Origin of the sequence: Pseudomonas sp. Z8(2022), from assembly GCF_025837155.1 — a bacterium.
Lineage (GTDB): Bacteria > Pseudomonadota > Gammaproteobacteria > Pseudomonadales > Pseudomonadaceae > Aquipseudomonas.
Genome location: NZ_CP107549.1, coordinates 2,202,357 through 2,228,439 on the forward strand (window position 1 = coordinate 2,202,357; position 26,083 = coordinate 2,228,439).

Annotated in this window: 29 protein-coding genes and 1 pseudogene; 20 read left to right on the forward strand and 10 right to left on the reverse strand. The window is 60.1% G+C overall.

Annotated features, from left to right (window positions below; translation table 11 throughout):
• Positions 1-27 precede the first annotated feature (27 nt).
• The 4 genes from OEG79_RS10435 to imuA all read right to left on the reverse strand — a co-directional run bounded on the left by OEG79_RS10435 (position 28) and on the right by imuA (position 6,695).
• Positions 28-1,281 (reverse strand): OprD family porin, encoded by a 1,254-nt coding sequence (locus tag OEG79_RS10435; RefSeq protein WP_264148647.1) that lies wholly within the window; start codon positions 1,279-1,281, stop codon positions 28-30.
• A 314-nt stretch (positions 1,282-1,595) separates the two neighbouring features.
• Entirely contained in the window at positions 1,596-4,664 is a 3,069-nt protein-coding gene (locus OEG79_RS10440) for an error-prone DNA polymerase (protein WP_264148648.1), read from the reverse strand.
• The gene (locus OEG79_RS10445; protein WP_264148649.1) at positions 4,661-6,070 is read right to left on the reverse strand and encodes a Y-family DNA polymerase; all 1,410 of its coding nucleotides are present in this window, start codon (positions 6,068-6,070) and stop codon (positions 4,661-4,663) included. The genes OEG79_RS10440 and OEG79_RS10445 overlap by 4 nt, the downstream gene beginning before the upstream one ends.
• Positions 6,071-6,077: 7 nt before the next feature.
• The gene (gene imuA / locus OEG79_RS10450; protein WP_264148650.1) at positions 6,078-6,695 is read right to left on the reverse strand and encodes a translesion DNA synthesis-associated protein ImuA; all 618 of its coding nucleotides are present in this window, start codon (positions 6,693-6,695) and stop codon (positions 6,078-6,080) included.
• A 186-nt stretch (positions 6,696-6,881) separates the two neighbouring features.
• Here imuA and OEG79_RS10455 point away from each other — a divergent pair, with 186 nt between their 5' ends.
• Positions 6,882-7,208 carry a hypothetical protein gene (locus tag OEG79_RS10455; protein WP_264148651.1) on the forward strand — a complete coding sequence of 109 codons (327 nt, stop codon included), beginning with the start codon at positions 6,882-6,884 and terminating at the stop codon, positions 7,206-7,208.
• The gene (locus OEG79_RS10460) at positions 7,205-7,624 is read left to right on the forward strand and encodes a DUF1810 domain-containing protein (RefSeq protein WP_264148652.1); all 420 of its coding nucleotides are present in this window, start codon (positions 7,205-7,207) and stop codon (positions 7,622-7,624) included. Before OEG79_RS10455 ends, OEG79_RS10460 begins: the two co-directional genes overlap by 4 nt.
• A 3-nt stretch (positions 7,625-7,627) precedes the next feature.
• Here OEG79_RS10460 and pdeM read toward each other — a convergent pair whose 3' ends face one another.
• The 4 genes and pseudogenes from pdeM to OEG79_RS10480 all read right to left on the reverse strand — a co-directional run bounded on the left by pdeM (position 7,628) and on the right by OEG79_RS10480 (position 13,474).
• Positions 7,628-8,308: a ligase-associated DNA damage response endonuclease PdeM gene (gene pdeM, locus OEG79_RS10465; RefSeq protein WP_264148653.1), complete on the reverse strand. Its 681-nt coding sequence runs from the start codon at positions 8,306-8,308 to the stop codon at positions 7,628-7,630.
• 10 nt (positions 8,309-8,318) lie between these two features.
• The gene (locus OEG79_RS10470; protein WP_264148654.1) at positions 8,319-10,931 is read right to left on the reverse strand and encodes a ligase-associated DNA damage response DEXH box helicase; all 2,613 of its coding nucleotides are present in this window, start codon (positions 10,929-10,931) and stop codon (positions 8,319-8,321) included.
• Positions 10,931-12,470, reverse strand: a pseudogene (locus OEG79_RS10475) (ATP-dependent DNA ligase). Before OEG79_RS10475 ends, OEG79_RS10470 begins: the two are co-directional and overlap by 1 nt.
• Positions 12,467-13,474 (reverse strand): ligase-associated DNA damage response exonuclease, encoded by a 1,008-nt coding sequence (locus tag OEG79_RS10480; RefSeq protein WP_264148655.1) that lies wholly within the window; start codon positions 13,472-13,474, stop codon positions 12,467-12,469. The pseudogene OEG79_RS10475 and the gene OEG79_RS10480 overlap by 4 nt, the downstream one beginning before the upstream one ends.
• 391 nt (positions 13,475-13,865) lie before the next feature.
• On the opposite strand from OEG79_RS10480, the gene OEG79_RS10485 reads away from it, so the two are divergent.
• Positions 13,866-14,120, forward strand: a complete 255-nt coding sequence (locus OEG79_RS10485; RefSeq protein ID WP_264145000.1) for a hypothetical protein — start codon at positions 13,866-13,868, stop codon at positions 14,118-14,120.
• Positions 14,121-14,389: 269 nt separating this feature from the next.
• On the opposite strand, the gene OEG79_RS10490 is transcribed toward OEG79_RS10485, so the two are convergent.
• Complete coding sequence (locus tag OEG79_RS10490; RefSeq protein ID WP_264144991.1) at positions 14,390-14,590, reverse strand: hypothetical protein; 201 nt, start codon at positions 14,588-14,590, stop codon at positions 14,390-14,392.
• A 110-nt stretch (positions 14,591-14,700) separates the two neighbouring features.
• On the opposite strand from OEG79_RS10490, the gene OEG79_RS10495 reads away from it, so the two are divergent.
• From OEG79_RS10495 to OEG79_RS10535, 9 genes are all read left to right on the forward strand, one after another.
• A complete protein-coding gene (locus OEG79_RS10495; protein WP_264144992.1) occupies positions 14,701-15,738 on the forward strand; it encodes a phage/plasmid replication protein, II/X family in 1,038 nt (345 codons plus the stop codon).
• Between the two features lie 8 nt (positions 15,739-15,746).
• The gene (locus OEG79_RS10500; RefSeq protein ID WP_264144993.1) at positions 15,747-15,971 is read left to right on the forward strand and encodes a hypothetical protein; all 225 of its coding nucleotides are present in this window, start codon (positions 15,747-15,749) and stop codon (positions 15,969-15,971) included.
• 65 nt (positions 15,972-16,036) lie between these two features.
• Positions 16,037-16,339 carry a hypothetical protein gene (locus tag OEG79_RS10505; RefSeq protein ID WP_264144994.1) on the forward strand — a complete coding sequence of 101 codons (303 nt, stop codon included), beginning with the start codon at positions 16,037-16,039 and terminating at the stop codon, positions 16,337-16,339.
• A 101-nt stretch (positions 16,340-16,440) separates the two neighbouring features.
• Positions 16,441-16,641: a hypothetical protein gene (locus OEG79_RS10510; protein ID WP_264144995.1), complete on the forward strand. Its 201-nt coding sequence runs from the start codon at positions 16,441-16,443 to the stop codon at positions 16,639-16,641.
• A gap of 16 nt (positions 16,642-16,657) precedes the next feature.
• A complete protein-coding gene (locus tag OEG79_RS10515) occupies positions 16,658-16,858 on the forward strand; it encodes a major capsid protein (RefSeq protein WP_264144996.1) in 201 nt (66 codons plus the stop codon).
• 538 nt (positions 16,859-17,396) lie between these two features.
• Positions 17,397-18,305 (forward strand): virulence factor TspB C-terminal domain-related protein, encoded by a 909-nt coding sequence (locus tag OEG79_RS10520; RefSeq protein WP_264144997.1) that lies wholly within the window; start codon positions 17,397-17,399, stop codon positions 18,303-18,305.
• A 1-nt stretch (position 18,306) separates the two neighbouring features.
• Positions 18,307-18,609 (forward strand): DUF2523 domain-containing protein, encoded by a 303-nt coding sequence (locus tag OEG79_RS10525; protein WP_264144998.1) that lies wholly within the window; start codon positions 18,307-18,309, stop codon positions 18,607-18,609.
• Positions 18,610-18,617: 8 nt separating this feature from the next.
• Entirely contained in the window at positions 18,618-19,805 is a 1,188-nt protein-coding gene (locus OEG79_RS10530) for a zonular occludens toxin domain-containing protein (protein ID WP_264144999.1), read from the forward strand.
• Positions 19,806-20,123: 318 nt separating this feature from the next.
• On the forward strand, positions 20,124-20,378 hold the full coding sequence (locus tag OEG79_RS10535) for a hypothetical protein (protein WP_264145000.1): 255 nt from the start codon (positions 20,124-20,126) through the stop codon (positions 20,376-20,378).
• Positions 20,379-20,647: 269 nt separating this feature from the next.
• Here the strand turns inward: OEG79_RS10535 and OEG79_RS10540 are convergent, their stop codons facing one another.
• Positions 20,648-20,848: a hypothetical protein gene (locus tag OEG79_RS10540; RefSeq protein ID WP_264144991.1), complete on the reverse strand. Its 201-nt coding sequence runs from the start codon at positions 20,846-20,848 to the stop codon at positions 20,648-20,650.
• 110 nt (positions 20,849-20,958) lie between these two features.
• On the opposite strand from OEG79_RS10540, the gene OEG79_RS10545 reads away from it, so the two are divergent.
• From OEG79_RS10545 to OEG79_RS10580, 8 genes are all read left to right on the forward strand, one after another.
• Complete coding sequence (locus tag OEG79_RS10545) at positions 20,959-21,996, forward strand: phage/plasmid replication protein, II/X family (protein ID WP_264144992.1); 1,038 nt, start codon at positions 20,959-20,961, stop codon at positions 21,994-21,996.
• An 8-nt stretch (positions 21,997-22,004) separates the two neighbouring features.
• Positions 22,005-22,229: a hypothetical protein gene (locus OEG79_RS10550; protein WP_264144993.1), complete on the forward strand. Its 225-nt coding sequence runs from the start codon at positions 22,005-22,007 to the stop codon at positions 22,227-22,229.
• A gap of 65 nt (positions 22,230-22,294) precedes the next feature.
• Positions 22,295-22,597 (forward strand): hypothetical protein, encoded by a 303-nt coding sequence (locus OEG79_RS10555; protein WP_264144994.1) that lies wholly within the window; start codon positions 22,295-22,297, stop codon positions 22,595-22,597.
• A 101-nt stretch (positions 22,598-22,698) separates the two neighbouring features.
• Positions 22,699-22,899: a hypothetical protein gene (locus OEG79_RS10560; protein ID WP_264144995.1), complete on the forward strand. Its 201-nt coding sequence runs from the start codon at positions 22,699-22,701 to the stop codon at positions 22,897-22,899.
• A gap of 16 nt (positions 22,900-22,915) precedes the next feature.
• Positions 22,916-23,116, forward strand: coding sequence for a major capsid protein (locus tag OEG79_RS10565; RefSeq protein WP_264144996.1), 201 nt, complete (start codon positions 22,916-22,918; stop codon positions 23,114-23,116).
• A 538-nt stretch (positions 23,117-23,654) separates the two neighbouring features.
• Positions 23,655-24,563, forward strand: a complete 909-nt coding sequence (locus OEG79_RS10570) for a virulence factor TspB C-terminal domain-related protein (protein WP_264144997.1) — start codon at positions 23,655-23,657, stop codon at positions 24,561-24,563.
• A gap of 1 nt (position 24,564) precedes the next feature.
• Positions 24,565-24,867 carry a DUF2523 domain-containing protein gene (locus OEG79_RS10575; RefSeq protein ID WP_264144998.1) on the forward strand — a complete coding sequence of 101 codons (303 nt, stop codon included), beginning with the start codon at positions 24,565-24,567 and terminating at the stop codon, positions 24,865-24,867.
• Positions 24,868-24,875: 8 nt separating this feature from the next.
• Entirely contained in the window at positions 24,876-26,063 is a 1,188-nt protein-coding gene (locus OEG79_RS10580) for a zonular occludens toxin domain-containing protein (RefSeq protein ID WP_264144999.1), read from the forward strand.
• The last annotated feature ends 20 nt before the right edge of the window (positions 26,064-26,083 follow it).

Genomic DNA, 26,083 nt, shown 5'->3' on the forward strand with positions numbered 1-26,083 from the left:
CCCCGGGCAGGCCCGGGGCAGCGACCATCAGAGGATGCTCAGCGGGTATTCGACGAACGCCCGAATCTCGTTGAGATCCGGCCCTACGTCGGTGCTGGAGCGGTAGATGGAGTTGCGCAGGCGCAAGTGCAGATCCTTGGCCGCACCACTCTGGATGGTGTAGCCGATCTGGTTGAAGATCTCGCGCTCGGTGCCGTTGTTGTCGTTGCCGGTATCGATGTTGTCACCGCGTACATAGGCGAACTTGTAGCGCAGACCCGGCACGCCGTACTCGGCGAAGTCCAGCTCGTAGCTGGCCTGCCAGGAGCGCTCGTCCTTCAGGTTGAAGTCCGAGTAGTAGGAGTTGGCCAGGTAGATGCTGGCACCGCCGTCACCGTAGTCATAGGCGAAACCGGCGTCGCCGCTGTTGCGCTGATGGGCGACGATGAACGCATGGGCGCCGATGCTGTACTTGGCGGCCAGGCTCCAGATGGTGTTGCGATCGCCCTGGCCGTCACCGCCCAGCTCCACTGCGGCCACCGAGTCGGTGTCGTACTTGGTGCGGTAGATGTTGAAGTCGAAGTTCAGCGCCTGATCGGCAGCCAGTGCCAGGTTGTAATTGACGTTGGCGTAATAGCGCTTGTACATGTCTTCGAGGTCGGCGTGATAGACCGCCAGGCTCAGGTCATCGCTGACGGCGTAGCTGCCGCCGAGCACATCGATGCTCTTGAGGCGGTTGGGGTCGCGGGCCGAGTCGCCCATCGGGCTGTCGGCGGTGAAGCGACCTGCATTCAGTTCCAGCCCTTCGATTTCGTTGCTGGTCACCAGCGTGCCGGTGAAGGACTGCGGCAGCAGACGGCTGTCGTCGTGAGCCAGAACCGGCAGAGAAGGGAACTGGTTGCCATATCTGATCACGGTATCGGAAACGCGCAGCTTCACCGCGCCCCCGGCCTGGGACAGGTCGTCCACCGGGCGACCTTCGCTGTCGGTATCGAAGAAGGCGCGATAGTTGCGACCACGACCACTGTCGAGTTTGACCCCGAGCAGGCCAAAGGCATCGACACCGAAGCCGACCGTGCCCTGGGTGAAGCCGGACTCGAAGGTGGCGATAAAGCCCTGGCCCCAGGTCTTGGCGTCGTTGGTGTTGTCCTTGTAGTCGCGGTTGAAATAGGCGTTGCGTAGCAGCAGATCGAGGTTGGCGTCCTCGATGAAACCCTTGGCTTCGGACTGGCTGCTGGCGTGAGCCAACGGCCCTCCCAGCGCGAGGCTGCAAGCCAGCGCGAGACAGTGTTTCTTGTTCATGGATGCTCCGGTATTGGGATTGTTCTGAACGCGCCTCACAGCGAGGTGAGACCCGGCCCAGAGGGCGCGCCTAGAGTTATCACTCCGTCTGCCGATGCACTATTCAAGCTGACTGATAATTACTATCAACGACTTCGATGCGCCGTTGCGCTCGTTCGGCGATAGGCTTGCCTCCGATGAAGAATCAAGGGACGGCGGTTTTGTAAGACTCCCCAAAACCTTCGTTCTTGTTCCACTTCATCTCCTTTGGTTAAGACGACTTGTGGCCGCCTGGTGATCCAGTGCGGCCTTTTTTTGCTGTCGCATCTGGTGACTCAGTGGAAGTCACGGCTGCGTATGTCCAGCCCGGTGAGCATTGCCGTCATGTCCGTCAGACGTCCGGCGATCACGTGACGTACGCCATCCTGGGTTTCCAGATGGCCATCGATGCGCAGCATCTGCGATTGCACCAGTACTCGCCGCTGACGCTCGGCCAGGTCATGCCAGACGACCACATTGACCAGGCCGAACTCATCTTCGAGCGTGACGAAGATGACGCCGCTGGCGGTTTGCGGTCTTTGCCGACCGATCACCAGGCCGGCAACGCTGACCGGACGGCCATGCTCGACTGCCTGCAGTTCACGTGAACTGCGGCAGCGCTGCGCACGCAGGGCCTGGCGCAGCAGAGCCAGAGGATGCGGGCCGAGGGTGGTACCGAGGGTGGCATAGTCGGTCAGCAGATCTTCCCCCTGTGAAGGTGTAGGCAGCTTCAGAGATGCCTCGTCTGGCGCCGATATACCGGCGAACAGCGGCAACTGTTCCTCGACGCCGGCCACCGCCCAACGCGCCTGGTAGCGGTGGCCAGCCAGACCACCGAGCGCGCCGGCATCGGCCAGCCGCTCACGCGCCGAGGCATCCAGACGTGCACGCCTGCTGAGGTCTTCGACATCGCGGAATGCGCCTGACAGGCGTGCCTGTTCGATGCGGCGCGCGTCGTCCTCGCGCATGCCGCGAATCATCCTCAGTCCCAGGCGGATGGCCGGTTCGCCATGTTCGTCCGGCTCCAGGCTGCAGTCCCAGTCGCTGTAGCGCACATCCACGGGACGCACCTCGACGTCATGCCGCCGCGCGTCCTGCAGCACCTGGTCGGGACTGTAGAAACCCATCGGCCAGCTGTTGACCAGAGCGCAGGCATAGGCCGCAGGCTCATGACACTTCAGCCAGCAGCTGGCGTAGGCGAGCAGGGCGAAGCTGGCCGCATGCGACTCGGGGAAGCCGTAACTGCCAAAACCTTCGATCTGGCGGAAGATCCGTTCGGTGAATGCCTGCGAGTAACCCTTTTCCAGCATGCGCGAGGTGAGCCGCTGGCGATGGGGTTCGAGACCTCCATGGCGTTTCCAGGCGGCCATGCTGCGGCGCAGTTCATCCGCTTCGCCTGGAGTGTACTCGGCTGCGACGATGGCCAGTTCCATCACCTGTTCCTGGAACAGCGGCACACCTAGGGTGCGCTCGAAAACCGGCCTGAGTTCATCGGAGGGGTAGTCAATGGCTTCTTCGCCGTTTCGCCGGCGCAGGTAGGGATGCACCATGTCGCCCTGGATCGGCCCCGGACGGACGATGGCCACCTGAATTACCAGATCGTAGAAGGTTTGCGGACGCAGCCGTGGCAGCATCGCCATCTGTGCGCGGGACTCGATCTGGAATGCACCGATGGTATCTGCGCGGCTGATCATGGCGTAGGTTGCCTGGTCCTCCTTGGGCAGAGTGGCCAGCGTCCACTGCTTGCCACGGTAGCGCTCGATCAGGCCGAAACAGCGGCGCAGCGCACTGAGCATGCCCAGAGCCAGCACGTCGACCTTGAGCAGGCCGACCCTGTCCAGATCATCCTTGTCCCATTGGATGACCGTGCGTTCGACCATGGTCGCGTTCTCCACCGGCACCAGCGTGTCGAGTGCGTGCTCGGAAATGACGAAGCCGCCCGGATGCTGCGACAGATGACGGGGAAATCCGACCAGCTCGCCAGTCAGGATCAGTACACGTCTGAGCAGCGGATTCTGCGGGTCGAAGCCCGCTTCCAGCAGGCGCTGCGGCGTTGGCGGGCCGCTGCTCCAGCGGCCACAGCAGTCAGCCAGGGCATTGACCTGATCCGGCGGCAAGCCAAGGGCCTTGGCGACATCGCGTATCGCCCCGGCGCCGTGATAGGTGTTGACCACGGCGGTGAGCGCCGCACGGGTTCGCCCGTAGCGGCGAAACACGTACTGGATGACTTCTTCGCGGCGCTCATGTTCGAAATCGACGTCGATATCCGGTGGCTCATTGCGTTCGCGGGAGAGAAAGCGCTCGAACAACAGCCGGCTCTCGGTGGGGTCCAGCTCGGTGATGCCAAGCACGAAACAGACGCTGGAGTTGGCCGCCGAGCCCCGGCCCTGGCAGAGGATGTGCTGCTCGCGGGCAAAGCGGACAATGTCGTGCACGGTCAGAAAGTAGCTCTCGTATTTCAGCTCGGCGATCAGCTCAAGCTCATGCTCGATCTGCGCGCGGGCGGCGGCCGGCACACCCTTGGGCCAGCGCTCGGCGGCGCCACGCTCCACCAGAACGCGCAGCCAGGAGGTGGGATCATGCTCTGCAGGCACCAGCTCGTGCGGGTAGTGATAATTCAGTTGGCTGAGATCGAAACTGCAGCGCTCGACGATGCGTAGTGTTTGCGCGAGCAGCTCGGGCGGGTACAGCTCGCCCAGTTCCTCAAGCCGGCGCAGATGCCGCTCGCCATTGGCGAATAGATGGGCACCGGCCTCGGCCACGGGTAGATGATGACGGATGGCGGTCATGCAGTCCTGCAGGGCGCGGCGGCCACGGGCATGCATGTGCACGTCGCCACAGGCCACCGCCGGCAAGTCATGGGCCGCGGCCAGTTCGAGCAGGCGCTGCAGACGCGCGCTATCGTCCGCGCCGCGATGCAGTTCGACGCCCAGCCACAGAAGCTCGGGAAAAACCGAACGAAGCCAGGGCAGGGCAGTGGTATCGCCTGCGCTGAGCCAGATGGCCAGCAGGCCATCGAGCGGCGCCACGAAATCCTCTTGCAGCAATCGGTAGCTGCCCTTTGCCGACCTGCGTCGCGCCCGAGTGATCAGACCGCATAGCGCCTGATAGCCCGTCAGGTTCTCGGCCAGCAGCACCAGTTTCGGGCCTTTCTCGATCTGCATTTCGCTGCCCACGATCAGCTTTACCCCGGTTTTTTTCGAGGCCTCCCACGCGCGCACGATACCGGCCAGGGTACATTCATCGGTGATCGCCAGGGCCTGGTAACCCAGCCGAGCCGCACGTTCGAACAGCTCCTGAGCGCTGGATGCGCCGCGCTGGAAGGTGAAGTTCGACAGGCAATGGAGCTCGGCGTAATCGCTCATGCGAACCAGCCGTGCAGCAACAGCGGCCCATCACTGCCGACCGGGCGATAGGCCCAGCCGCGCTGGCCGGCATGGGTCTGCACCACGTAATAGTCGCGGCGTACATCCTCGCCATCCCACCAGCCAGACTCGATGCGCTCGGGGCCGGCGAGAATGCGCAGCGAAGCCTCATGCAGCGGCTGGGGTTCGCTCAACAGCCAGCCTGGCCGAGGGCCTCTGGGCGGCAGCACGGAGCTGGTCGCCTCGTTGGACCAGGCACGCTCGGGGCGGTGATCGGCTCTGGCACCCAGGCCATGCAGGGCCTCATCACCGAGACGCGCCCGCAATCGTTCACGCAATTGCTCCCAGGGCTGGTTCTGCTGTGGGCGCTCTTCGAACAATTGCTGGTGCTGCGGCGCAAAAGCCGGCAGTTCACGCGCCACCAATCGTACGGCCAACACCGGTGCCGGCAGCTGCTGATGCTCCAGGCGGCCGCGTGTCAGCTCAAACAGCATGGCGGGATCACGCTCGGCGCTGAGCAGGCCAACCTGTATCTGCGTATTGGCGCCCGAGCGGTGTTCCAGGTGCAGGGCGAAACGCTGCACGCCGCTGTCACGACCGGCCAGGTAGGCGGCCAGGTCGGCGGTCAGCCGGCGCAACGGGAACAGCAGCGCCTGATGGGATTCCACCTCGAAATTCAGTTCGATGCGGGCAACGAACACATCGGCTGGCGTAAAGAAATCCAGCGCCAGTGGTCGCAGACCCAGCAGCGTATCGAGATGGAGCAACACTTCGGCAGGAAAACGCCTGGCCAGGCTGTCGCGCGGCAAGGCCAACAGCTGCCGCAGTTGCCTGAGCCCCATGCGGTTGAAGGCTGTGGTTGCCGCAGCGGAAAGCCCGAGCCGATCGACGGGCAGGGGATCGAGCATCTGCCTGAGCACCTGCCCATCACTTGCCATCAGGCCATCACCGATATTGACCAGCACCCGCGCAGCCGCCGGGTTCGGTGCGACGGCAATACGATGCTGGAAGGCCAGTGCCGAGAGCTCGGCGCGCAAACGAGCCTCGAAACGCGGCCAGGGGCCGAACAGCCCCATGCTCGATTGCACTTCCAGTAGCAGGCAGCGTGGGTAATGCAGGCTGACCTGGGCACTGAAACCGTAAGCCCAGGCGGCCAGAAACTGCTGCCAGCGCTCGATGGCCGCGAGGTCGTATTCTGCGCTGGCAAAGCCGCGCGTCAGGGCCTGCGCCGCCGTCAGCGACTGACCGGGCTTCAGCCCCAGTGCACGAGCCGCCGAATTGACGGCCTGCACGACGCGCCGTTGTGGCGAGCCAGTGAGCAGCGCCAACGGCTCGTCGGGATTGGCGCGGTTACGCTGCACGCCGTCCATGGCCAGTTGTGGCAGCAGGATGCAAGCCCAGAGCATGGCAGGCTCAATGCCAGGCAAAGACGAGCGGCCGGGCAGGCGGCAAACCACCGCGGCACTTGATCACCCGAACTTGTGCCGGCTGGCTTTCGAGCACCAGGCGCAGCGCCGCCGGTGACGGGTTGGCAGCCTCTGCCTGCGGCCGGTAGGCAAATGCCAGGGTCTGCCCGGTCGCGGCGGCCACCTGCAGGCGCCTCAAGGCTCGGTCATCGGCCTGGCGCAACCAGCTCAGCACCGCGCCACAGCTGCCCGAGCGCAGGCATTGTTCAGCCGCCCACAAAGCGTCGCGGCCATCGGCCTGGATGATGCTCAGTTGCCGCAGATCGACGCCGGCCTGAATCCAGGCCTGAGGGTAGGGCAGGTGAGGCGGGGCGATCAGCACGACCCGCTCGCTGGCGGTCGTCAGCCTGGCAAGGGTCGGCCACAACAGACTCAGCTCGCCGATGCCCGGCACGGCGGTGAGAATTTCGCTGAGCGCAGCCGTGGGCCAGCCGCCACCGGGCAGTGCGGCGTCGAGAAAACGGTGTCCGGTTGAGAAATTGGCACTCGCTGGCGATGAAACGGCCTGACCTCGCCATACGCGGCGGGCGTCGATCAGCCGGTCGAGTGCTACCACGGATGACATGGGTAACGACCAAAATACTGTATATAGATACAGTATTGAGCCGGCCATCGTATCGGTCAAGGGGCTGAGCAGGGCAGTTCGTCGCCGCCCATGCTCCAGCGCGATGCGATAAGCGGTCATCCAATATGACAGAACATCGCAGAAGCGCACCTGTCAGCTGATAGGTCACCTTCAGGAAGAGTTGCCATGAAAGAACACACCGACAACAACCTCCACGACTGGCAGCGCTACGCGTCGCTTGGTAGTGGTCTGGCGTTGATAGGCGCCGGTTTACGACGCGGCGGATTGCTGGGCCTGGCGGGCGCCGCCCTGGGTGGGTGCTTGCTGGCTCGCGGCCTTGGCGAGCATCACGAGTTCAAGCGCGCGCGGCTGGCCGACCCACTCGGGCCAGGTGCCGAGAAGGCCCGGTACGCGCACATGCCGCTGGATTCCGAGGTGCACAGCCCGGACTTCGCCACGCAGGGTACGCTGCCCGATACCACACCCATGGGGCATGAACGGTCAGGACCATGAACGATCCGTTCGATCTGGCGCGTTTCGTCGAGGCGCAGCAGCGCGATTATCAACAGGCCCTCGAAGAGCTGTGTGCCGGGGCCAAGCGCAGCCACTGGATCTGGTACGTGTTTCCGCAGCTGCGTGGCCTGGGTCGTAGTGAAATGGCCGAGCGTTACGGCATAAGCGGGCTGGCCGAGGCGCGGGCCTACCTGGCGTACCCGTTGCTCGGTTCGCGCCTGGAGGATTGCGTGCGAGCGCTGTTGTCCCATCGCGGGCGCCCGGTGCGGCAGATCATGGGCTCGCCGGATGACCTCAAGCTGCGTTCGAGCATGACCTTGTTCCAGGCCGCTGCGCCGACGCAGCCGCTGTTCGCTGAGGTGCTGCAGGCGTTCTACGACGGTGAGCAGGATGCTGCGACCTTGCAGCGCCTGTAAGCCTCATGGCTCGCTGCGGCGGACGGGCCAGATCCCGCCGTCGCCAACCACCACGATGCGCTGATCGGGTTCTGCACGAAAGGTCATTGTGCCGGTGAAGCTGCCGAATGCCGGCAGCAGGCTGACCTCATCGCCCAGCACGAAGCAGGGCAGGCGCAGGCGTTGTCGGCCCCGGCCATGCAGCGTGTAGGCCGGGTGTACGTGGCCGGCCAGCACGTGGTGCGTGGTATGCGCGCGAGGCTCATGCTGCAGGGCGAAGGGGCCGAGCAGCAGCGGTTCTTCCACTACCGCGATGCGCAAGTCTTCAGGAGGGTCGCCCGCACGTTTGTCGTGGTTGCCGCGCACCAGGGTCATGGCCAGTTCGGCGTGGCGCGCGCGCCACTCAGCCAACGCCGACAGGGTAGCCGGCGTGCGGGAGCCGGGGGCATGGAGAAAATCACCGAGAAAGATCAGCTGGTGACAATCGAAACGCTGCAACAGGGCGTCCAGACGCTGCAGGTTGGCGGCAGTGGTGCCTTGTGGAACCGGCTGGCCTAGGGCGCGATAGGCCGCAGCCTTACCGATGTGTATGTCGGCGACCAGCAGCGCCTGCTGCTGCGGCCACCAGATTGCCTTGTCCGCCAGCAGCCAGAGTTCGGCACCGGCCAGTTGCACGCTGTGATAATTGGTAGGGGGTTCGGTCATTGGATCTCTATCAGCGGCGTTTTTTCGGGCGCTGCGCCGGTGGCCGGGGCAGGCCGTCCTTGCCCTGACGCGGAGAGCGGCCTTTGCGCGGCGCCGGGCGCTCGTCGTCGATGGCGAATGCCGGGTCCTGATAACCGCCTGGCCCAGCGGCCTGCTCCAAATCGGCCACCATGCGCCGGATACGGTCGGCGAGCTTCTCCGAACTCAGGCTTTCGCGATAGCGCTCCACCAGCAGCGGGAAGGCGAAAGGCGTAGCGCGCTTGACCGTGCGGATATCCAGGCGGCGCGATTGCAGGCGCTGCAGGGTGTGCTGCAGGCGCTGCACGTCCAGCTCCTGGCGCAACACTTCTTCCTGGGCCTGGCCGAGCAGCAGATTACCGGGGTCGTATTGGCTGAACACGTCGAAGAACAGCGCGCTGGAGGCCTGAAACTGGCGGGCACTCTTTGGCGCACCGGGGTAGCCGCTGAACACCAGGCCGGCGATGCGGGCAATCTCGCGAAAGCGCCGGCGCGCCAGTTCACCGGCGTTGAGGCTGGCAAGTACGTCGGGCAAAAGATCGTCCGTGCTGAACAGCTCGGGCGTGAGCCGCGCGGCGAAATTCACTTCACTGGGGCAGAGCAGCTCCAGGCCGTAATCGTTGACCGCGATGGACAGGCTCAGTGGCTGTTCTCGGGCCAGGCGCCAGGCCAGCAGACTGGCCAGTCCCAGATGCACCGAGCGCCCGGCGAAGGGGTAGAGGAACAGGTGCCAGCCTTCGCGGGACTTGAGCACTTCTGCCAGCAGGGTGGTCGCGCCGGGCAGGGCGGACCAGGCCTGCTGCACGTCGAGCAATGGACGCAGCAGCTGCATCTCGGGGCCGACGTATTCTTCCCTGGCTGCAGCATCGAGCTTGGCCAGCACGGCGTCCGCCAGTTCGCTGGAGAGCGGCATGCGCCCGCCGTTCCAGCGCGGGATCGCAGCCTTGCGGCTGGTGGCGCGGCGCACGTAGACGGTCATGTTTTCCACCCGCACCAGCTCCAGCGTGCGGCCGGCGAAAAGGAAGGTGTCGCCGGGGCGCAGACGGGCGATGAAACCTTCCTCGACGCTGCCCAGCGAGCCTCCACCGCCGCCTTTGCTCCAGTATTTCACCGCCAGGCTGGCGTCGCTGACGATGGTGCCGATGCTCATGCGATGACGCCGCGCCAGACGCACATCCGGCACCTGCCACAGACCGTCGGCATCCGGCTCGGCGCGGCGGTAGTCGGGGTAGGCGGTCAGCGAATGGCCGCCGTGGCGGATGAAGGCCAATGCCCATTGCCATTCATCGTCGCTAAGGCTGCGATAGGCCCAGGCGCTACGGACTTCGGCCAGCATGGCATCGGCCAGAAAACCGCCGCCCAGGGCCATGCTCACCAGATGCTGGACCAGGACGTCGAGCGGCTTGTCCGGCGATTGCCGCGCTTCCACCTTGCGCTCGGCCACGGCGGTTTTAGCGGCGGCAGCTTCCAGCACTTCCAGGCTGTGGGTGGGCACCAGCGTGGCGCGGGACGGACGCCCCGGGGCGTGGCCGGAGCGCCCGGCGCGCTGCATCAGACGAGCCACGCCCTTGGGCGAGCCGATCTGCAGCACCCGCTCCACCGGCAGAAAGTCCACGCCCAAGTCCAGGCTGGAGGTGCAGACCACGGCTTTCAAACGGCCTTCCTTGAGCGCCAGTTCGACCCAGTCGCGCACCTCGCGCGACAGCGAGCCGTGGTGCAGGGCGAGCAGACCGGCCCAGTCCGGGCGGGCTTCAAGCAACGCCTGATACCAGGTTTCAGCCTGCGAGCGGGTGTTAGTGAACACCAGGGCGGTGCTGCTGGCGTCCAGTTCCTCGACCACCTGCGGCAGCATGCGCAGCCCCAGATGTCCGGCCCAGGGGAAGCGCTCCAGTCCGGGTGGCAGCAGGCTGTCGATGCGCAGGTCTTTGGCCAGCTTGCCCTGGACCAGGCGCCCGGCTTGCATCAGCACCTCGCGGGCATGTTCGAGGTTGCCGAGGGTGGCGGACAGCGCCCATACCAGCAGCTCCGGATGCCACAGGCGCAGGCGCGCCAGGGCCAGTTGCAGCTGCACGCCGCGCTTGTTGCCGAGCAGCTCGTGCCATTCATCGATTACCACCATACGCAGGTGAGCGAAGGCCTCGCGCGCATCGGCACGGGTCAGCAGCAGGGACAGGCTTTCCGGCGTGGTGATCAGCGTGGTTGGCAGTTTGCGGCTTTGCCGAGCACGTTCGGCAGAGCCGGTGTCGCCGGTGCGCAGGCCAATGTTCCAGGGAATTTGCAGGTCATCCAGCGGCGCCTGCAGGGCGCGGGCGGTGTCGGCGGCAAGGGCGCGCATCGGGGTGATCCACAGCACCGTCAGTGGCGCCATCAGCGGTTTCTTGCGGGGGCGAGGACTGGCGCTGACAGCAGGAGAGGGCGTGGCGAAGCGGTCCAGGGCCGCGAACCATACGGCGTAGGTTTTGCCGGCGCCGGTAGATGCGTGTAACAGGCCCGACTCGCCAGCCTTGACCGCCTGCCAGACTTCCTTCTGAAAGGCGAAGGGCTTCCAGCCGTGCCGGGCGAACCAGGCACTGGACAGACTGCGACGGCGAACGGGTTGATCCATCAGAGCAGGCCCTGCAGCGTGGCCAGAGTGTCGGCGTCTTCCACCTTTTTGTCGGTACGCCAGCGCAGCATGCGGGGGAAACGCACGGCGACACCGCTCTTGTGCCGCTTGGACAGGGCGATGCCCTCGAAGCCCAGCTCGAACACCAGGGTCGGGGTAACGCTGCGCACCGGGCCGAACTTCTCCACGGTGGTCTTGCGGATGATCGCATCGACCTTGCGCATCTCGTCATCGGTGAGCCCGGAGTACGCCTTGGCGAAGGGCACCAGTACGCGCTCGCCGGCGGCGGAATCGTCCCACACGGCGAAGGTATAGTCGCTGTACAGACTGGCCCGGCGACCGTGGCCGCGCTGGGCATAGATCAGCACCGCATCGACGCTGAACGGGTCGACTTTCCATTTCCACCACAGGCCCAGGTCACGGGTGCGGCCGACGCCGTACAGGGAGTCGCGACGCTTGAGCATCAGGCCTTCCACGCCCAGCTGGCGAGAGGCTTCGCGCTGGTGGGCGAAGTCCTGCCAGTCGCTACCGGTGAGTTGCGGCGAAAGTTGCAAACGGGCGTCGCCGACCTCCGCCACCAGCAGCTCCAGCCGTGCCCGGCGCTCGTCCTGGGGGCGCGAACGCCAGTCTTCACACGGCGCCACTGCCTGTGGCGGGCTCCTTCCAGGCCACCAGCTCACCATCGAGCACGCTGCCGTCCGGCAGCACCTCGGCCAGTTCGTGCAGCTCCGGGAAGCGATCGGTGATGAGTTCTTCGCCGCGGGACCACAGCCACAGGCGCCCGTCGCGCTTGACCAGCTGCGCACGGATGCCGTCCCACTTCCATTCCACCAGCCAGTCGCTGGCCGGCCCCAGCTGAGCGTCAAACTGTTCCAGCGGCTGCTGTAGCGGATGGGCGAGAAAGAAGGGGTAGGGTTGGCCACCGCGCTGGGCGTGCTCGTCCTCCGATTCGGCAGCGATCAGTGCCAGATAGCGCTGCGCGGTGGGCCGGTGCGACAGGTCGGTGTAACCCACCAGCCGTTGCGCCACGCGCTTGGCGTCGATCTGCGCCAGGCCTGCCAGGGCACGAGTCACCAGCAGCTTGGAGACGCCGACGCGAAAGGCGCCGGTCAGCAGCTTGAGGCTGACCATCAGGCTTTGTCGATCCAGCTGCGCCCACAGTGGCGGCAGACGCTCGGCCAGCTCGGCGGGAGGCAGGCCGCGCAGGGGCAGCAGTTGTTCTTCCAGCCACCAGGCCAGGCCTTGGTCGGACAGGTGTTGTGACTCGGGCAAGAGCAGGGCAATGGTTTCCGCCAGATCGCCAACAGCCTGGTAACTCTCCTCGAACAGCCAGTCGGAAAGGCCGGAAAGCTCCGTGGCCAGCTCGCGCAGCACCCGTGTCGGCACGATCTGACGTGGCCGGCCGCCAGCCAGGAAGTACACCGCCCAGGCCGCATCGGCTGGCGGCGCTTCGGCGAAATACTCCTGCATGGCCTGCAGCTTGGCATTGCTCGAGGTGGTGGCGTCCAGTCGTGCGTAGAGTTCGGCGAAGGCTTTCATGAAGTCGGCTCCACGTCGTCTTCATCGCCGTATTCAGTCTGAAACGCACGGGCGTCGAGGCCTCGTTCACGCAGGTAACGCACCAGCACGTTGACCTGGCCGTGGGTGACCATCACCCGTTCGGCGCAGGTCTGTTCGATGGCCCACAGCAGGCCGGGCCAGTCGGCGTGGTCGGAGAGGGCGAAGCCGCGGTCCACGCCGCGCCGCCGGCGTGTGCCGCGCAACAGCATCCAGCCGCTGGCGAAGGCGTCGCTGTAGTCGCCGAAACGGCGCATCCAGGTACTGCCGCCGGCCGAGGGCGGCGCGAGGATCAGTGCCCGGCGCAATAGCGGGTCATTTCTGGCGATGTCACCGGCGTACCGGGTGGGCGGCAGGAATACGCCGGCAGCGCGATAGACCTCGTTAAGCGGTTCTACGGCGCCGTGCACGAAGATCGGTCCGATACTGGCATCGATACCGTGGAGAATGCGCTGGGCCTTGCCGAAGGCATAGGCGAACAGCACGCTGGCCTTGCCAGCTGCGGCATTGGCGCGCCACCAGGCGTCGATGCCGGCGAAGATCTCGGCCTGGGATGGCCAGCGATAGATCGGTAGACCGAAGGTGGATTCGCTGATAAAGGTATGGCAACGCACCGGCTCGAAGGGCGCGCAGGTGCCATCCGGTTCGACCTTGTAGTCCCCAGAGGCGACCCAGATTTCGCCCTGGTATTCCAGGCGCACCTGGGCCGAACCCAGTACGTGTCCGGCGGGATGAAAACTCAGGGTTACGCCGTGGTGCTCGAGACGCTCGCCGTAGGCCAGGGTCTGCAGACGAATATCGTCGCCCAGGCGCGAACGCAGAATGCCTTCGCCTGGAGCTGCCGCGAGATAATGACCGTTACCACGGCGAGCATGATCGCCGTGGGCATGGGTGATGATCGAACGTTCGACGGGGCGCCACGGATCGATATAAAAATCACCGGGCGGACAGTAAAGACCTTCGGGACGGGCAACGACCAGATCCATGAATATCTCTTGGTGGCGTGGTAGTGCTTAGAACTCCAGGAAGAAGATTAGGTTCGGGTTCCCGACTCAGCGCTCACGCATCTGAATATCGGTTCGCCGAGAATCCGAGATCGAAAAGCGTGAAGACTGGCTGGCATCCCCCAACACCTTAGTTCGCATAATGTGGTTTCGGGTTATGTTGAGCCGGTGCCGTGGGACTATCCCCGGCCACGGCATGCCCGCCAGGGCAAGGCGTAACATCACCCGGTATTATGCGAAGCGGTACCGTTTTGCTCGTCCAGGTCATCGAGGATCTGGCGAAAATGGTACCGAAATCTTTTGAGGTCTTGCGTTGATTTGGTACCATTTCCCCGATCGAGGATCTAACCTGGTTAAACGGAAAGGTACCAAAATGCTTATAAAATTCGACGCTGATCAAGACATGGTTGACCGCCTCAAGCTGCATACTGGCGAGCGCGTGGCCAGCAAGGCTTACAAGTTTGCTGCTGAGGACGTTCCCGATATGGCCGCTGAAATCCGCGACCTGCGCCGTATAGTCGAGGATCGTAACCTTGAGATTCGTCGTCTCAAGGTAGTGATTGAACAGGCCCGTTCTGCTGCCGCTTTGCTGCTCGAAAAGACTGGCCAGACCGACGCATTTAGCTGACTGGTCAAGTGCCGCGCCCCCGGCTCGTCGTGACAAGCTTCACCGTCGCGGCGAACGGAGGCACGGGCGAAGCGCACACTTGAACACCCCTCGACCCTCGTACTCTCCGCCTGGGGTGCAGGGAGAGCTTTACCCCCTGCATCCCTGGCCTCGCCGAGAGTCCCCGAAGGGCCCCCGGAGGGTGCTTTAGCGCCTTCTCGGGCTGCGCCGAGGTGGCGGCAAAGTCGGGTATAGGTGATACCCGACTTTTCTCCCATTTTGGGAATTCCTCAGTCCTTCCCTAGTACCTTCTCGCGGTACTCCAGCACGTCCTTGGTTGTCAGGTCTTTCAGGTGCTTCCAAAGCACAGCGTTGACTAAATCGGCCTCTGCCACGTCTTCGCGGGTCTCCACGATCATGTTGATTCGGCGCTCTTTGATCACGTCGACGAATTCGTCTCTGACGCGGTAGGGCTTGGTCACGTTGCTCATTTCCTGTCGTGCCTCTGGTGGTGGTTATCTTGTCACGTGTTGCTCTGTAACGCGTAACAGCGTATAAGTTCCCTGAACCTGTAACGCGTTACGCTGAAACGGATAGCCGGATGATCGATTGGATAGCCGCCATCATTGAGCTTCACCACGCGCCCTTGCGGAGCGGTGAGGTTATTTGCGTCGAGGCTGACGGCTCTGTGGCCTGGTCTACTCCTCGCAAAATGCTGGTTCGCGGTTCCCATGAATCAACGATCCATGTCCGCAGCATAGGCGGCGACGGCAAGGGTAATGCCACCCACCTGTATCTCGATGGCAATCCTTCCAAGTGGCTCCAGGGCCATAACCTCGTCGGCTCTGATGATCTGCTTGCCCTGGTCTTCGATGCTTTTACTCGCCTGGTTGCTGTTCTTGGTTTGACTCCGAATGATTTTGAAGTTCGAAAGGTGAGGGTAGGGGAGTATCGAATAACTCGGGTTGACTATAACCGTATGTTCGAACTTCCAAGCCGCGCAGATGTTCGCGCCTGGCTCCGCGCCGGTGAATTCAAGTGTAAGTCACGCCATGGGCGTCCTGTTGCGAACAGGGGCACACTTACTTTCGGTAAGGGTTCGTCGCACTGGTCTGTCGTTTGTTATTGCAAAGCTGATGAAATTAACGCGGGCGGCTCTCACCGACTTCCAGAGGAACTGCATCAGTTCACTGAAATTTATGACTGGCTCGACAATAAGCTTCGTGTCGAGCTTCGTTTACGCAGCAAGAAGCTTAAAGCGCTTGGCTTTGAAACGGCCAAAACACTTACCCCGGCGGCTTTATGGGCTCTGTACCGCCAGTTTATAGGGGAACTTGATATGTCAGAGCAAATTGAACTCAATTCTGAGCAACTCCTTGAGCTTCCTACTAAGGTGCGAGGTACTTATGCCCTTTGGAAACAAGGTCATGACTTGCGGGAAATGATGCCCAACGGTACATATTACCGTCACCGTGATGTTCTCATGGGTTTCGGTATTGATATCAATATTCGCTGTGATCGTCGCGACGACAGTAACGTTATTCCGATGATCCGCGTTATTGAAGCCGCCCCCGCCAAAATTCCTTCGTTCTTTTTTGAGAAGGGTCTTGTCCATCATTCAACTCGGCGGGTTGGTTAATGAAAAGCATGTTTGATACTTACTTTGGCGGCGCAGTTTCTTCTAGGGCTAAGATGCAAGAAAAGATTCGTCAGATGAAAACAGACGGCAGCGTCATTGAGGAAACGGCTAAGGCTGTCGAATCTCGCACGGCTGCTGAACTTGTTGACGCTCAAGTTTCAATTAACAAAGAGCGCCAATGGAAAATCATTCAAAACACAAAGTCCGCTCCCTACTGTGGTGAGCGTTATTAATCTGCCCGGTTGGGCATTAACTAAGCTGGCATAAGTTCCAGCGCCGCAACTCAAGAGGCTACACAATGGAAATTACTGTTCTCGTAACTGCAAGCTGCACTTACCGCTCCGGCACTTCTGGCAAGGGTAATCCTTACACTATGGCTGAGGCGTTCGCTGTTCTCCCTGGTGTCGATTTTCCGCAAAAGTTCTCCTACTACTGCCAGGATGTTCGTGAGGTTCTTCCGCAAGGTGAATATCTCGCGCCGTTGACTGGTGAAGTAAAAGACGGTCGTCTCGTCTTCAACGTCGATCCCCGCCAGGCTCGCCGCAAGGCCGCTCCTGAAAAGCCTGCTGCAGCTCAACAGCAGCAATCAAAAACGGCCTAAGGGGAGACCGCCGCCATGCTTCGTTACCTCTCGATGTTCGCTATAGGCCTCTGCACTGGCTACGTGTGGGCGTTCGCTGACTTCGCTCTGGCGGCCACCTTTTGAACGCGATTACCTGCGATGGCACTTGGTCAACTTCCGGCGGCACTCCCGTGTGCACCGGAACTTTGCAAAGTGTCTCGCTCAACGAACTTAACCAGCCCTGGTTAAGCGCCGAAGAATATGAGCAACTGCGCGGCGACGCAATTCAGTTGTTCATGATCGTCTTTGGCTTTCTTGTGCTCAAAAAGGCACTTTCTTAGCAATGGAGTAATACAAATGAAAGCATTCAATGTCGTGCGTAAGTACGGTCGTCAAGCTGCTGTTGCTGCGACTTCTCTTCTGGCTGTTCCGGCCTTCGCCGCTGTCGATACCACCGAGCTCGATGGTGCAAAAACTGACGCTATGGCTGTCTGCGCTATCGTTTTCGGCATTCTCGTGGCTATTGCCGCGTACAAGTACGTCCGTCGCGCCCTGTAATCGGGCTGGCGTCAATAAAGCCCGGTACTCGTTATCGGGCTTTTTTTTGAGGGGTAGGGCATGGACGGTAATTTTATAGTCTTCGTTATTGTCCTGATTTGTTTTTGGACAATCTTTTTCGGGCGGGTTTGATATGCGTATATGTATAATCCTTGCTCTGTCTCTTTTGTTTTCAACTGCAAGTTATGCCGAGAGGTATTATTGGCGCGTAGCATTTCCCGAACCCTCCGCCACACAATATCCGTCTGCTGCTGCTGCATGTGCTGCTAACCATCAGTATTACGCGTCCGTTCATGGTGGCTCATATGCAGCGATTGAGCATGAAATAATTAAGAATTCGGAAACTGTTTGGACGTGTGAGACCTACGGGCTTAATAGGAACCCTTATAGCGGTCAGTTGGAGAGATATGGCAAGTGGAGCAACGCTGCTCAGCGATATGGTGATGGGTGCGAGGGGTTGGACTATGACCCGTTAACTGGCGGCTGTAAGGCTCCCTCGCAGTGCGAATCCAAGGCTGGCCAGAGCACCACTTGGTCAATGCTGCGCCCCGACCTTAACGGCCTTGGTCCTATCGAATATGGCTGTGAGGCTGGCTGCCGTATCGCTCTTGGTACGTCTGAATGCGCCCCGGTATCGGAAGGTGCTGAAACCGGCGTTTGCTGGGGCGTTGGCAGTTATACCGGCGCCGAATGTGAGCCCGGCGATAACCCTACCGGTGGCACGCCGCCGACCGATCCAACCGACCCAACTGACCCGACCGACCCGCCGCCAGATTGCGGCGACGATCATGTCTGGTCGGGCACTACCTGCGTGCCGAAGCCGCCGGAAGACTGCGACCCAAGCACCGGCGAAGTCTGCCCACCTGATGATGGAGACGGCGATGGCGACGGCGATGGTGACGGCGATGGCGACGGTGACGGTGATGGCGATGGCGATGGCGACGGCGATGGTGAATGTGATCCTGCTACCGATCCGGCTCAATGCGCTGGTAATGGCGGTGGCGACTGCGACCCTCTAACTGATCCTGATCAATGCAAGGGTAACGACGACGGCAAGCCATCCGTCCAGGGCGAAGGGTGCGACGCCGAACTCAAGTGTTCGGGCGACGTTATTCAATGCGCCATTCTGCGCAAACAAAAAGAGCAAGTTTGTTCCTGGGACTATGACAAGGCCAAGGATCAAATTGAACAGGCCGTTAATTCTCCTGAGTACGAACTTAATACTGAGACCATCAACCTGGGCAACTCATTCTCGGAGGGCGCTAACGGCTCGCGTTGGCTTAGTTCCGGTTGTCCTTCGCCTCGTTCTTTCTCTGTAATTGGTCGTTCTTATTCGCTGTCTTGGGAGCCTGTCTGTGACTTCGCGTCTTCGCTGTCGTACGTGATTGTTGCTATGGCTGGCTTGTTCTTCGCTGTTTATGTTGGTCGCGGTTTAGGAGGTCAGTGATATGCCTTTTGTTGCTATTTTCAGCTTTCTATCAACTATTGCCGGGCCGTTGGTTCGGCGCATTCTGACCGCCCTGGGCATCGGCATGCTGACGTTTGCCGGTTTTCAGGTTTCGGTTAATGCTGCGAAAACATATGTACAAAACAACTTTTCCGGGTTGCCGTCTGACGTTGTTCAGATTCTCGGCCTGCTCAAGTTCGATATTGCCGTGAATATCGTGTTTGCCGCTGTTATTACTCGCGCTGTAATCGCTGGTATGGACAAAGTAACGGGCGGCATTAGCAAGCTCGGTCCGGTCAAGTGAGGTGATGTATGTTTGTTCTTCGCACAGGCCTCCAGGGCAACGGCAAGACACTGAACACCATCAAGGAAGTCGACTTGAAAGCCGCCAAGGAAGGGCGTCAGGTCTACTATCACAACATTCGCGGTTTCAACCCTGGTGCGGAAGTGCTCCAGGCCGCCTGGGAAGAGTTCGACGATCCGTTGAAGTGGCACCTGCTGCCGCAGAACGCCATGATCGTCATCGACGAAGCTCAGACCTTTTTTCGTGTCCGCAAGGCTGGTTCTGCCGTTCCTGACTACGCCAGTGCTCTGGAAACGATGCGTCATCGTGGGCATGAGCTGCACTGCATCACGCAGAATCCCGGCCTGCTCGACAGTCACTTCCGCAAGCTCTGCAACTCGCATATCCACTACGTCCGCGGCCACAAGGGGAAGGTCGTCAAGCGCTGGGAGTTTGAGCGGGTCAATCCAGAGGTTGAGAAGCGGAACAACTTCACCGATGGCCAAGCCACCCGCATTCTGCTCGATAAGAAGTATTTCGGCGTGTACCAGTCCGTTGCCGAAGGTTCAGAGCATCACATGAAGTTCAAGCCGCCTCGGGCGCTGTTCGTCCTGGGCGCTGCGCTGCTGGTTGTCGCTGTCCTGGGCTACCGTGTTTATCAGAGCCGCATTGCCACTCCTGACGACGCAGGGGCGCCTGTAGCAGAGCAGGGCGCAGGTTCGTTCATTCCGTCTCTACCTGCACCTGTTGCCGATGGTTCATTGCAGCCTCTGACCGTTGAGGAATACGTCGATCTGCGCGTGCCCAGGCTGCCGGATGTTCCCAGCTCTGCGCCGATCTATGACGAACTCACGCGGCCTGTCACGTATCCGAAGCTCTCGTGCGTCAACTCCAGCAACTCCGAGATGGTCGCGAGGAACCATAAGCGCATGGTCATGGGCTACCGTGACGGCAAGGTCTACGGGTGTCGCTGCAACACGCAGCAAGGCACGCGTTACGACGTGTCGTTTGAGGCGTGCATGGCGTACGTGGAGAACGGTGCATTCGATCATGCGAAACCCGACCGGGATCAGTTGCAGGCCGTCGCAGGGACCGGGACGGGCGACGCAGGAGCCGGCACGGGCACAGCGATGGCCGGCTATCATTCCCGACCAGTTGAGCCTGTGAGAGTGACCGTGATTCCCGATAGCAGCCGTCAACCCCGAAAGACTCTGTGAGGCCATTTCCATGTTTGAACTCGATCACTTGGTTGTCGCTGGAATCATCATCCTCGCCACAGGCGTCTTCGTCCTAGGCTTCGCATAATGTGGTTTCGGGTTATGTTGAGCCGGTGCCGTGGGACTATCCCCGGCCACGGCATGCCCGCCAGGGCAAGGCGTAACATCACCCGGTATTATGCGAAGCGGTACCGTTTTGCTCGTCCAGGTCATCGAGGATCTGGCGAAAATGGTACCGAAATCTTTTGAGGTCTTGCGTTGATTTGGTACCATTTCCCCGATCGAGGATCTAACCTGGTTAAACGGAAAGGTACCAAAATGCTTATAAAATTCGACGCTGATCAAGACATGGTTGACCGCCTCAAGCTGCATACTGGCGAGCGCGTGGCCAGCAAGGCTTACAAGTTTGCTGCTGAGGACGTTCCCGATATGGCCGCTGAAATCCGCGACCTGCGCCGTATAGTCGAGGATCGTAACCTTGAGATTCGTCGTCTCAAGGTAGTGATTGAACAGGCCCGTTCTGCTGCCGCTTTGCTGCTCGAAAAGACTGGCCAGACCGACGCATTTAGCTGACTGGTCAAGTGCCGCGCCCCCGGCTCGTCGTGACAAGCTTCACCGTCGCGGCGAACGGAGGCACGGGCGAAGCGCACACTTGAACACCCCTCGACCCTCGTACTCTCCGCCTGGGGTGCAGGGAGAGCTTTACCCCCTGCATCCCTGGCCTCGCCGAGAGTCCCCGAAGGGCCCCCGGAGGGTGCTTTAGCGCCTTCTCGGGCTGCGCCGAGGTGGCGGCAAAGTCGGGTATAGGTGATACCCGACTTTTCTCCCATTTTGGGAATTCCTCAGTCCTTCCCTAGTACCTTCTCGCGGTACTCCAGCACGTCCTTGGTTGTCAGGTCTTTCAGGTGCTTCCAAAGCACAGCGTTGACTAAATCGGCCTCTGCCACGTCTTCGCGGGTCTCCACGATCATGTTGATTCGGCGCTCTTTGATCACGTCGACGAATTCGTCTCTGACGCGGTAGGGCTTGGTCACGTTGCTCATTTCCTGTCGTGCCTCTGGTGGTGGTTATCTTGTCACGTGTTGCTCTGTAACGCGTAACAGCGTATAAGTTCCCTGAACCTGTAACGCGTTACGCTGAAACGGATAGCCGGATGATCGATTGGATAGCCGCCATCATTGAGCTTCACCACGCGCCCTTGCGGAGCGGTGAGGTTATTTGCGTCGAGGCTGACGGCTCTGTGGCCTGGTCTACTCCTCGCAAAATGCTGGTTCGCGGTTCCCATGAATCAACGATCCATGTCCGCAGCATAGGCGGCGACGGCAAGGGTAATGCCACCCACCTGTATCTCGATGGCAATCCTTCCAAGTGGCTCCAGGGCCATAACCTCGTCGGCTCTGATGATCTGCTTGCCCTGGTCTTCGATGCTTTTACTCGCCTGGTTGCTGTTCTTGGTTTGACTCCGAATGATTTTGAAGTTCGAAAGGTGAGGGTAGGGGAGTATCGAATAACTCGGGTTGACTATAACCGTATGTTCGAACTTCCAAGCCGCGCAGATGTTCGCGCCTGGCTCCGCGCCGGTGAATTCAAGTGTAAGTCACGCCATGGGCGTCCTGTTGCGAACAGGGGCACACTTACTTTCGGTAAGGGTTCGTCGCACTGGTCTGTCGTTTGTTATTGCAAAGCTGATGAAATTAACGCGGGCGGCTCTCACCGACTTCCAGAGGAACTGCATCAGTTCACTGAAATTTATGACTGGCTCGACAATAAGCTTCGTGTCGAGCTTCGTTTACGCAGCAAGAAGCTTAAAGCGCTTGGCTTTGAAACGGCCAAAACACTTACCCCGGCGGCTTTATGGGCTCTGTACCGCCAGTTTATAGGGGAACTTGATATGTCAGAGCAAATTGAACTCAATTCTGAGCAACTCCTTGAGCTTCCTACTAAGGTGCGAGGTACTTATGCCCTTTGGAAACAAGGTCATGACTTGCGGGAAATGATGCCCAACGGTACATATTACCGTCACCGTGATGTTCTCATGGGTTTCGGTATTGATATCAATATTCGCTGTGATCGTCGCGACGACAGTAACGTTATTCCGATGATCCGCGTTATTGAAGCCGCCCCCGCCAAAATTCCTTCGTTCTTTTTTGAGAAGGGTCTTGTCCATCATTCAACTCGGCGGGTTGGTTAATGAAAAGCATGTTTGATACTTACTTTGGCGGCGCAGTTTCTTCTAGGGCTAAGATGCAAGAAAAGATTCGTCAGATGAAAACAGACGGCAGCGTCATTGAGGAAACGGCTAAGGCTGTCGAATCTCGCACGGCTGCTGAACTTGTTGACGCTCAAGTTTCAATTAACAAAGAGCGCCAATGGAAAATCATTCAAAACACAAAGTCCGCTCCCTACTGTGGTGAGCGTTATTAATCTGCCCGGTTGGGCATTAACTAAGCTGGCATAAGTTCCAGCGCCGCAACTCAAGAGGCTACACAATGGAAATTACTGTTCTCGTAACTGCAAGCTGCACTTACCGCTCCGGCACTTCTGGCAAGGGTAATCCTTACACTATGGCTGAGGCGTTCGCTGTTCTCCCTGGTGTCGATTTTCCGCAAAAGTTCTCCTACTACTGCCAGGATGTTCGTGAGGTTCTTCCGCAAGGTGAATATCTCGCGCCGTTGACTGGTGAAGTAAAAGACGGTCGTCTCGTCTTCAACGTCGATCCCCGCCAGGCTCGCCGCAAGGCCGCTCCTGAAAAGCCTGCTGCAGCTCAACAGCAGCAATCAAAAACGGCCTAAGGGGAGACCGCCGCCATGCTTCGTTACCTCTCGATGTTCGCTATAGGCCTCTGCACTGGCTACGTGTGGGCGTTCGCTGACTTCGCTCTGGCGGCCACCTTTTGAACGCGATTACCTGCGATGGCACTTGGTCAACTTCCGGCGGCACTCCCGTGTGCACCGGAACTTTGCAAAGTGTCTCGCTCAACGAACTTAACCAGCCCTGGTTAAGCGCCGAAGAATATGAGCAACTGCGCGGCGACGCAATTCAGTTGTTCATGATCGTCTTTGGCTTTCTTGTGCTCAAAAAGGCACTTTCTTAGCAATGGAGTAATACAAATGAAAGCATTCAATGTCGTGCGTAAGTACGGTCGTCAAGCTGCTGTTGCTGCGACTTCTCTTCTGGCTGTTCCGGCCTTCGCCGCTGTCGATACCACCGAGCTCGATGGTGCAAAAACTGACGCTATGGCTGTCTGCGCTATCGTTTTCGGCATTCTCGTGGCTATTGCCGCGTACAAGTACGTCCGTCGCGCCCTGTAATCGGGCTGGCGTCAATAAAGCCCGGTACTCGTTATCGGGCTTTTTTTTGAGGGGTAGGGCATGGACGGTAATTTTATAGTCTTCGTTATTGTCCTGATTTGTTTTTGGACAATCTTTTTCGGGCGGGTTTGATATGCGTATATGTATAATCCTTGCTCTGTCTCTTTTGTTTTCAACTGCAAGTTATGCCGAGAGGTATTATTGGCGCGTAGCATTTCCCGAACCCTCCGCCACACAATATCCGTCTGCTGCTGCTGCATGTGCTGCTAACCATCAGTATTACGCGTCCGTTCATGGTGGCTCATATGCAGCGATTGAGCATGAAATAATTAAGAATTCGGAAACTGTTTGGACGTGTGAGACCTACGGGCTTAATAGGAACCCTTATAGCGGTCAGTTGGAGAGATATGGCAAGTGGAGCAACGCTGCTCAGCGATATGGTGATGGGTGCGAGGGGTTGGACTATGACCCGTTAACTGGCGGCTGTAAGGCTCCCTCGCAGTGCGAATCCAAGGCTGGCCAGAGCACCACTTGGTCAATGCTGCGCCCCGACCTTAACGGCCTTGGTCCTATCGAATATGGCTGTGAGGCTGGCTGCCGTATCGCTCTTGGTACGTCTGAATGCGCCCCGGTATCGGAAGGTGCTGAAACCGGCGTTTGCTGGGGCGTTGGCAGTTATACCGGCGCCGAATGTGAGCCCGGCGATAACCCTACCGGTGGCACGCCGCCGACCGATCCAACCGACCCAACTGACCCGACCGACCCGCCGCCAGATTGCGGCGACGATCATGTCTGGTCGGGCACTACCTGCGTGCCGAAGCCGCCGGAAGACTGCGACCCAAGCACCGGCGAAGTCTGCCCACCTGATGATGGAGACGGCGATGGCGACGGCGATGGTGACGGCGATGGCGACGGTGACGGTGATGGCGATGGCGATGGCGACGGCGATGGTGAATGTGATCCTGCTACCGATCCGGCTCAATGCGCTGGTAATGGCGGTGGCGACTGCGACCCTCTAACTGATCCTGATCAATGCAAGGGTAACGACGACGGCAAGCCATCCGTCCAGGGCGAAGGGTGCGACGCCGAACTCAAGTGTTCGGGCGACGTTATTCAATGCGCCATTCTGCGCAAACAAAAAGAGCAAGTTTGTTCCTGGGACTATGACAAGGCCAAGGATCAAATTGAACAGGCCGTTAATTCTCCTGAGTACGAACTTAATACTGAGACCATCAACCTGGGCAACTCATTCTCGGAGGGCGCTAACGGCTCGCGTTGGCTTAGTTCCGGTTGTCCTTCGCCTCGTTCTTTCTCTGTAATTGGTCGTTCTTATTCGCTGTCTTGGGAGCCTGTCTGTGACTTCGCGTCTTCGCTGTCGTACGTGATTGTTGCTATGGCTGGCTTGTTCTTCGCTGTTTATGTTGGTCGCGGTTTAGGAGGTCAGTGATATGCCTTTTGTTGCTATTTTCAGCTTTCTATCAACTATTGCCGGGCCGTTGGTTCGGCGCATTCTGACCGCCCTGGGCATCGGCATGCTGACGTTTGCCGGTTTTCAGGTTTCGGTTAATGCTGCGAAAACATATGTACAAAACAACTTTTCCGGGTTGCCGTCTGACGTTGTTCAGATTCTCGGCCTGCTCAAGTTCGATATTGCCGTGAATATCGTGTTTGCCGCTGTTATTACTCGCGCTGTAATCGCTGGTATGGACAAAGTAACGGGCGGCATTAGCAAGCTCGGTCCGGTCAAGTGAGGTGATGTATGTTTGTTCTTCGCACAGGCCTCCAGGGCAACGGCAAGACACTGAACACCATCAAGGAAGTCGACTTGAAAGCCGCCAAGGAAGGGCGTCAGGTCTACTATCACAACATTCGCGGTTTCAACCCTGGTGCGGAAGTGCTCCAGGCCGCCTGGGAAGAGTTCGACGATCCGTTGAAGTGGCACCTGCTGCCGCAGAACGCCATGATCGTCATCGACGAAGCTCAGACCTTTTTTCGTGTCCGCAAGGCTGGTTCTGCCGTTCCTGACTACGCCAGTGCTCTGGAAACGATGCGTCATCGTGGGCATGAGCTGCACTGCATCACGCAGAATCCCGGCCTGCTCGACAGTCACTTCCGCAAGCTCTGCAACTCGCATATCCACTACGTCCGCGGCCACAAGGGGAAGGTCGTCAAGCGCTGGGAGTTTGAGCGGGTCAATCCAGAGGTTGAGAAGCGGAACAACTTCACCGATGGCCAAGCCACCCGCATTCTGCTCGATAAGAAGTATTTCGGCGTGTACCAGTCCGTTGCCGAAGGTTCAGAGCATCACATGAAGTTCAAGCCGCCTCGGGCGCTGTTCGTCCTGGGCGCTGCGCTGCTGGTTGTCGCTGTCCTGGGCTACCGTGTTTATCAGAGCCGCATTGCCACTCCTGACGACGCAGGGGCGCCTGTAGCAGAGCAGGGCGCAGGTTCGTTCATTCCGTCTCTACCTGCACCTGTTGCCGATGGTTCATTGCAGCCTCTGACCGTTGAGGAATACGTCGATCTGCGCGTGCCCAGGCTGCCGGATGTTCCCAGCTCTGCGCCGATCTATGACGAACTCACGCGGCCTGTCACGTATCCGAAGCTCTCGTGCGTCAACTCCAGCAACTCCGAGATGGTCGCGAGGAACCATAAGCGCATGGTCATGGGCTACCGTGACGGCAAGGTCTACGGGTGTCGCTGCAACACGCAGCAAGGCACGCGTTACGACGTGTCGTTTGAGGCGTGCATGGCGTACGTGGAGAACGGTGCATTCGATCATGCGAAACCCGACCGGGATCAGTTGCAGGCCGTCGCAGGGACCGGGACGGGCGACGCAGGAGCCGGCACGGGCACAGCGATGGCCGGCTATCATTCCCGACCAGTTGAGCCTGTGAGAGTGACCGTGATTCCCGATAGCAGCCGTCAACCCCGAAAGACTCTGTGAGGCCATTTCCATGTTTGAAC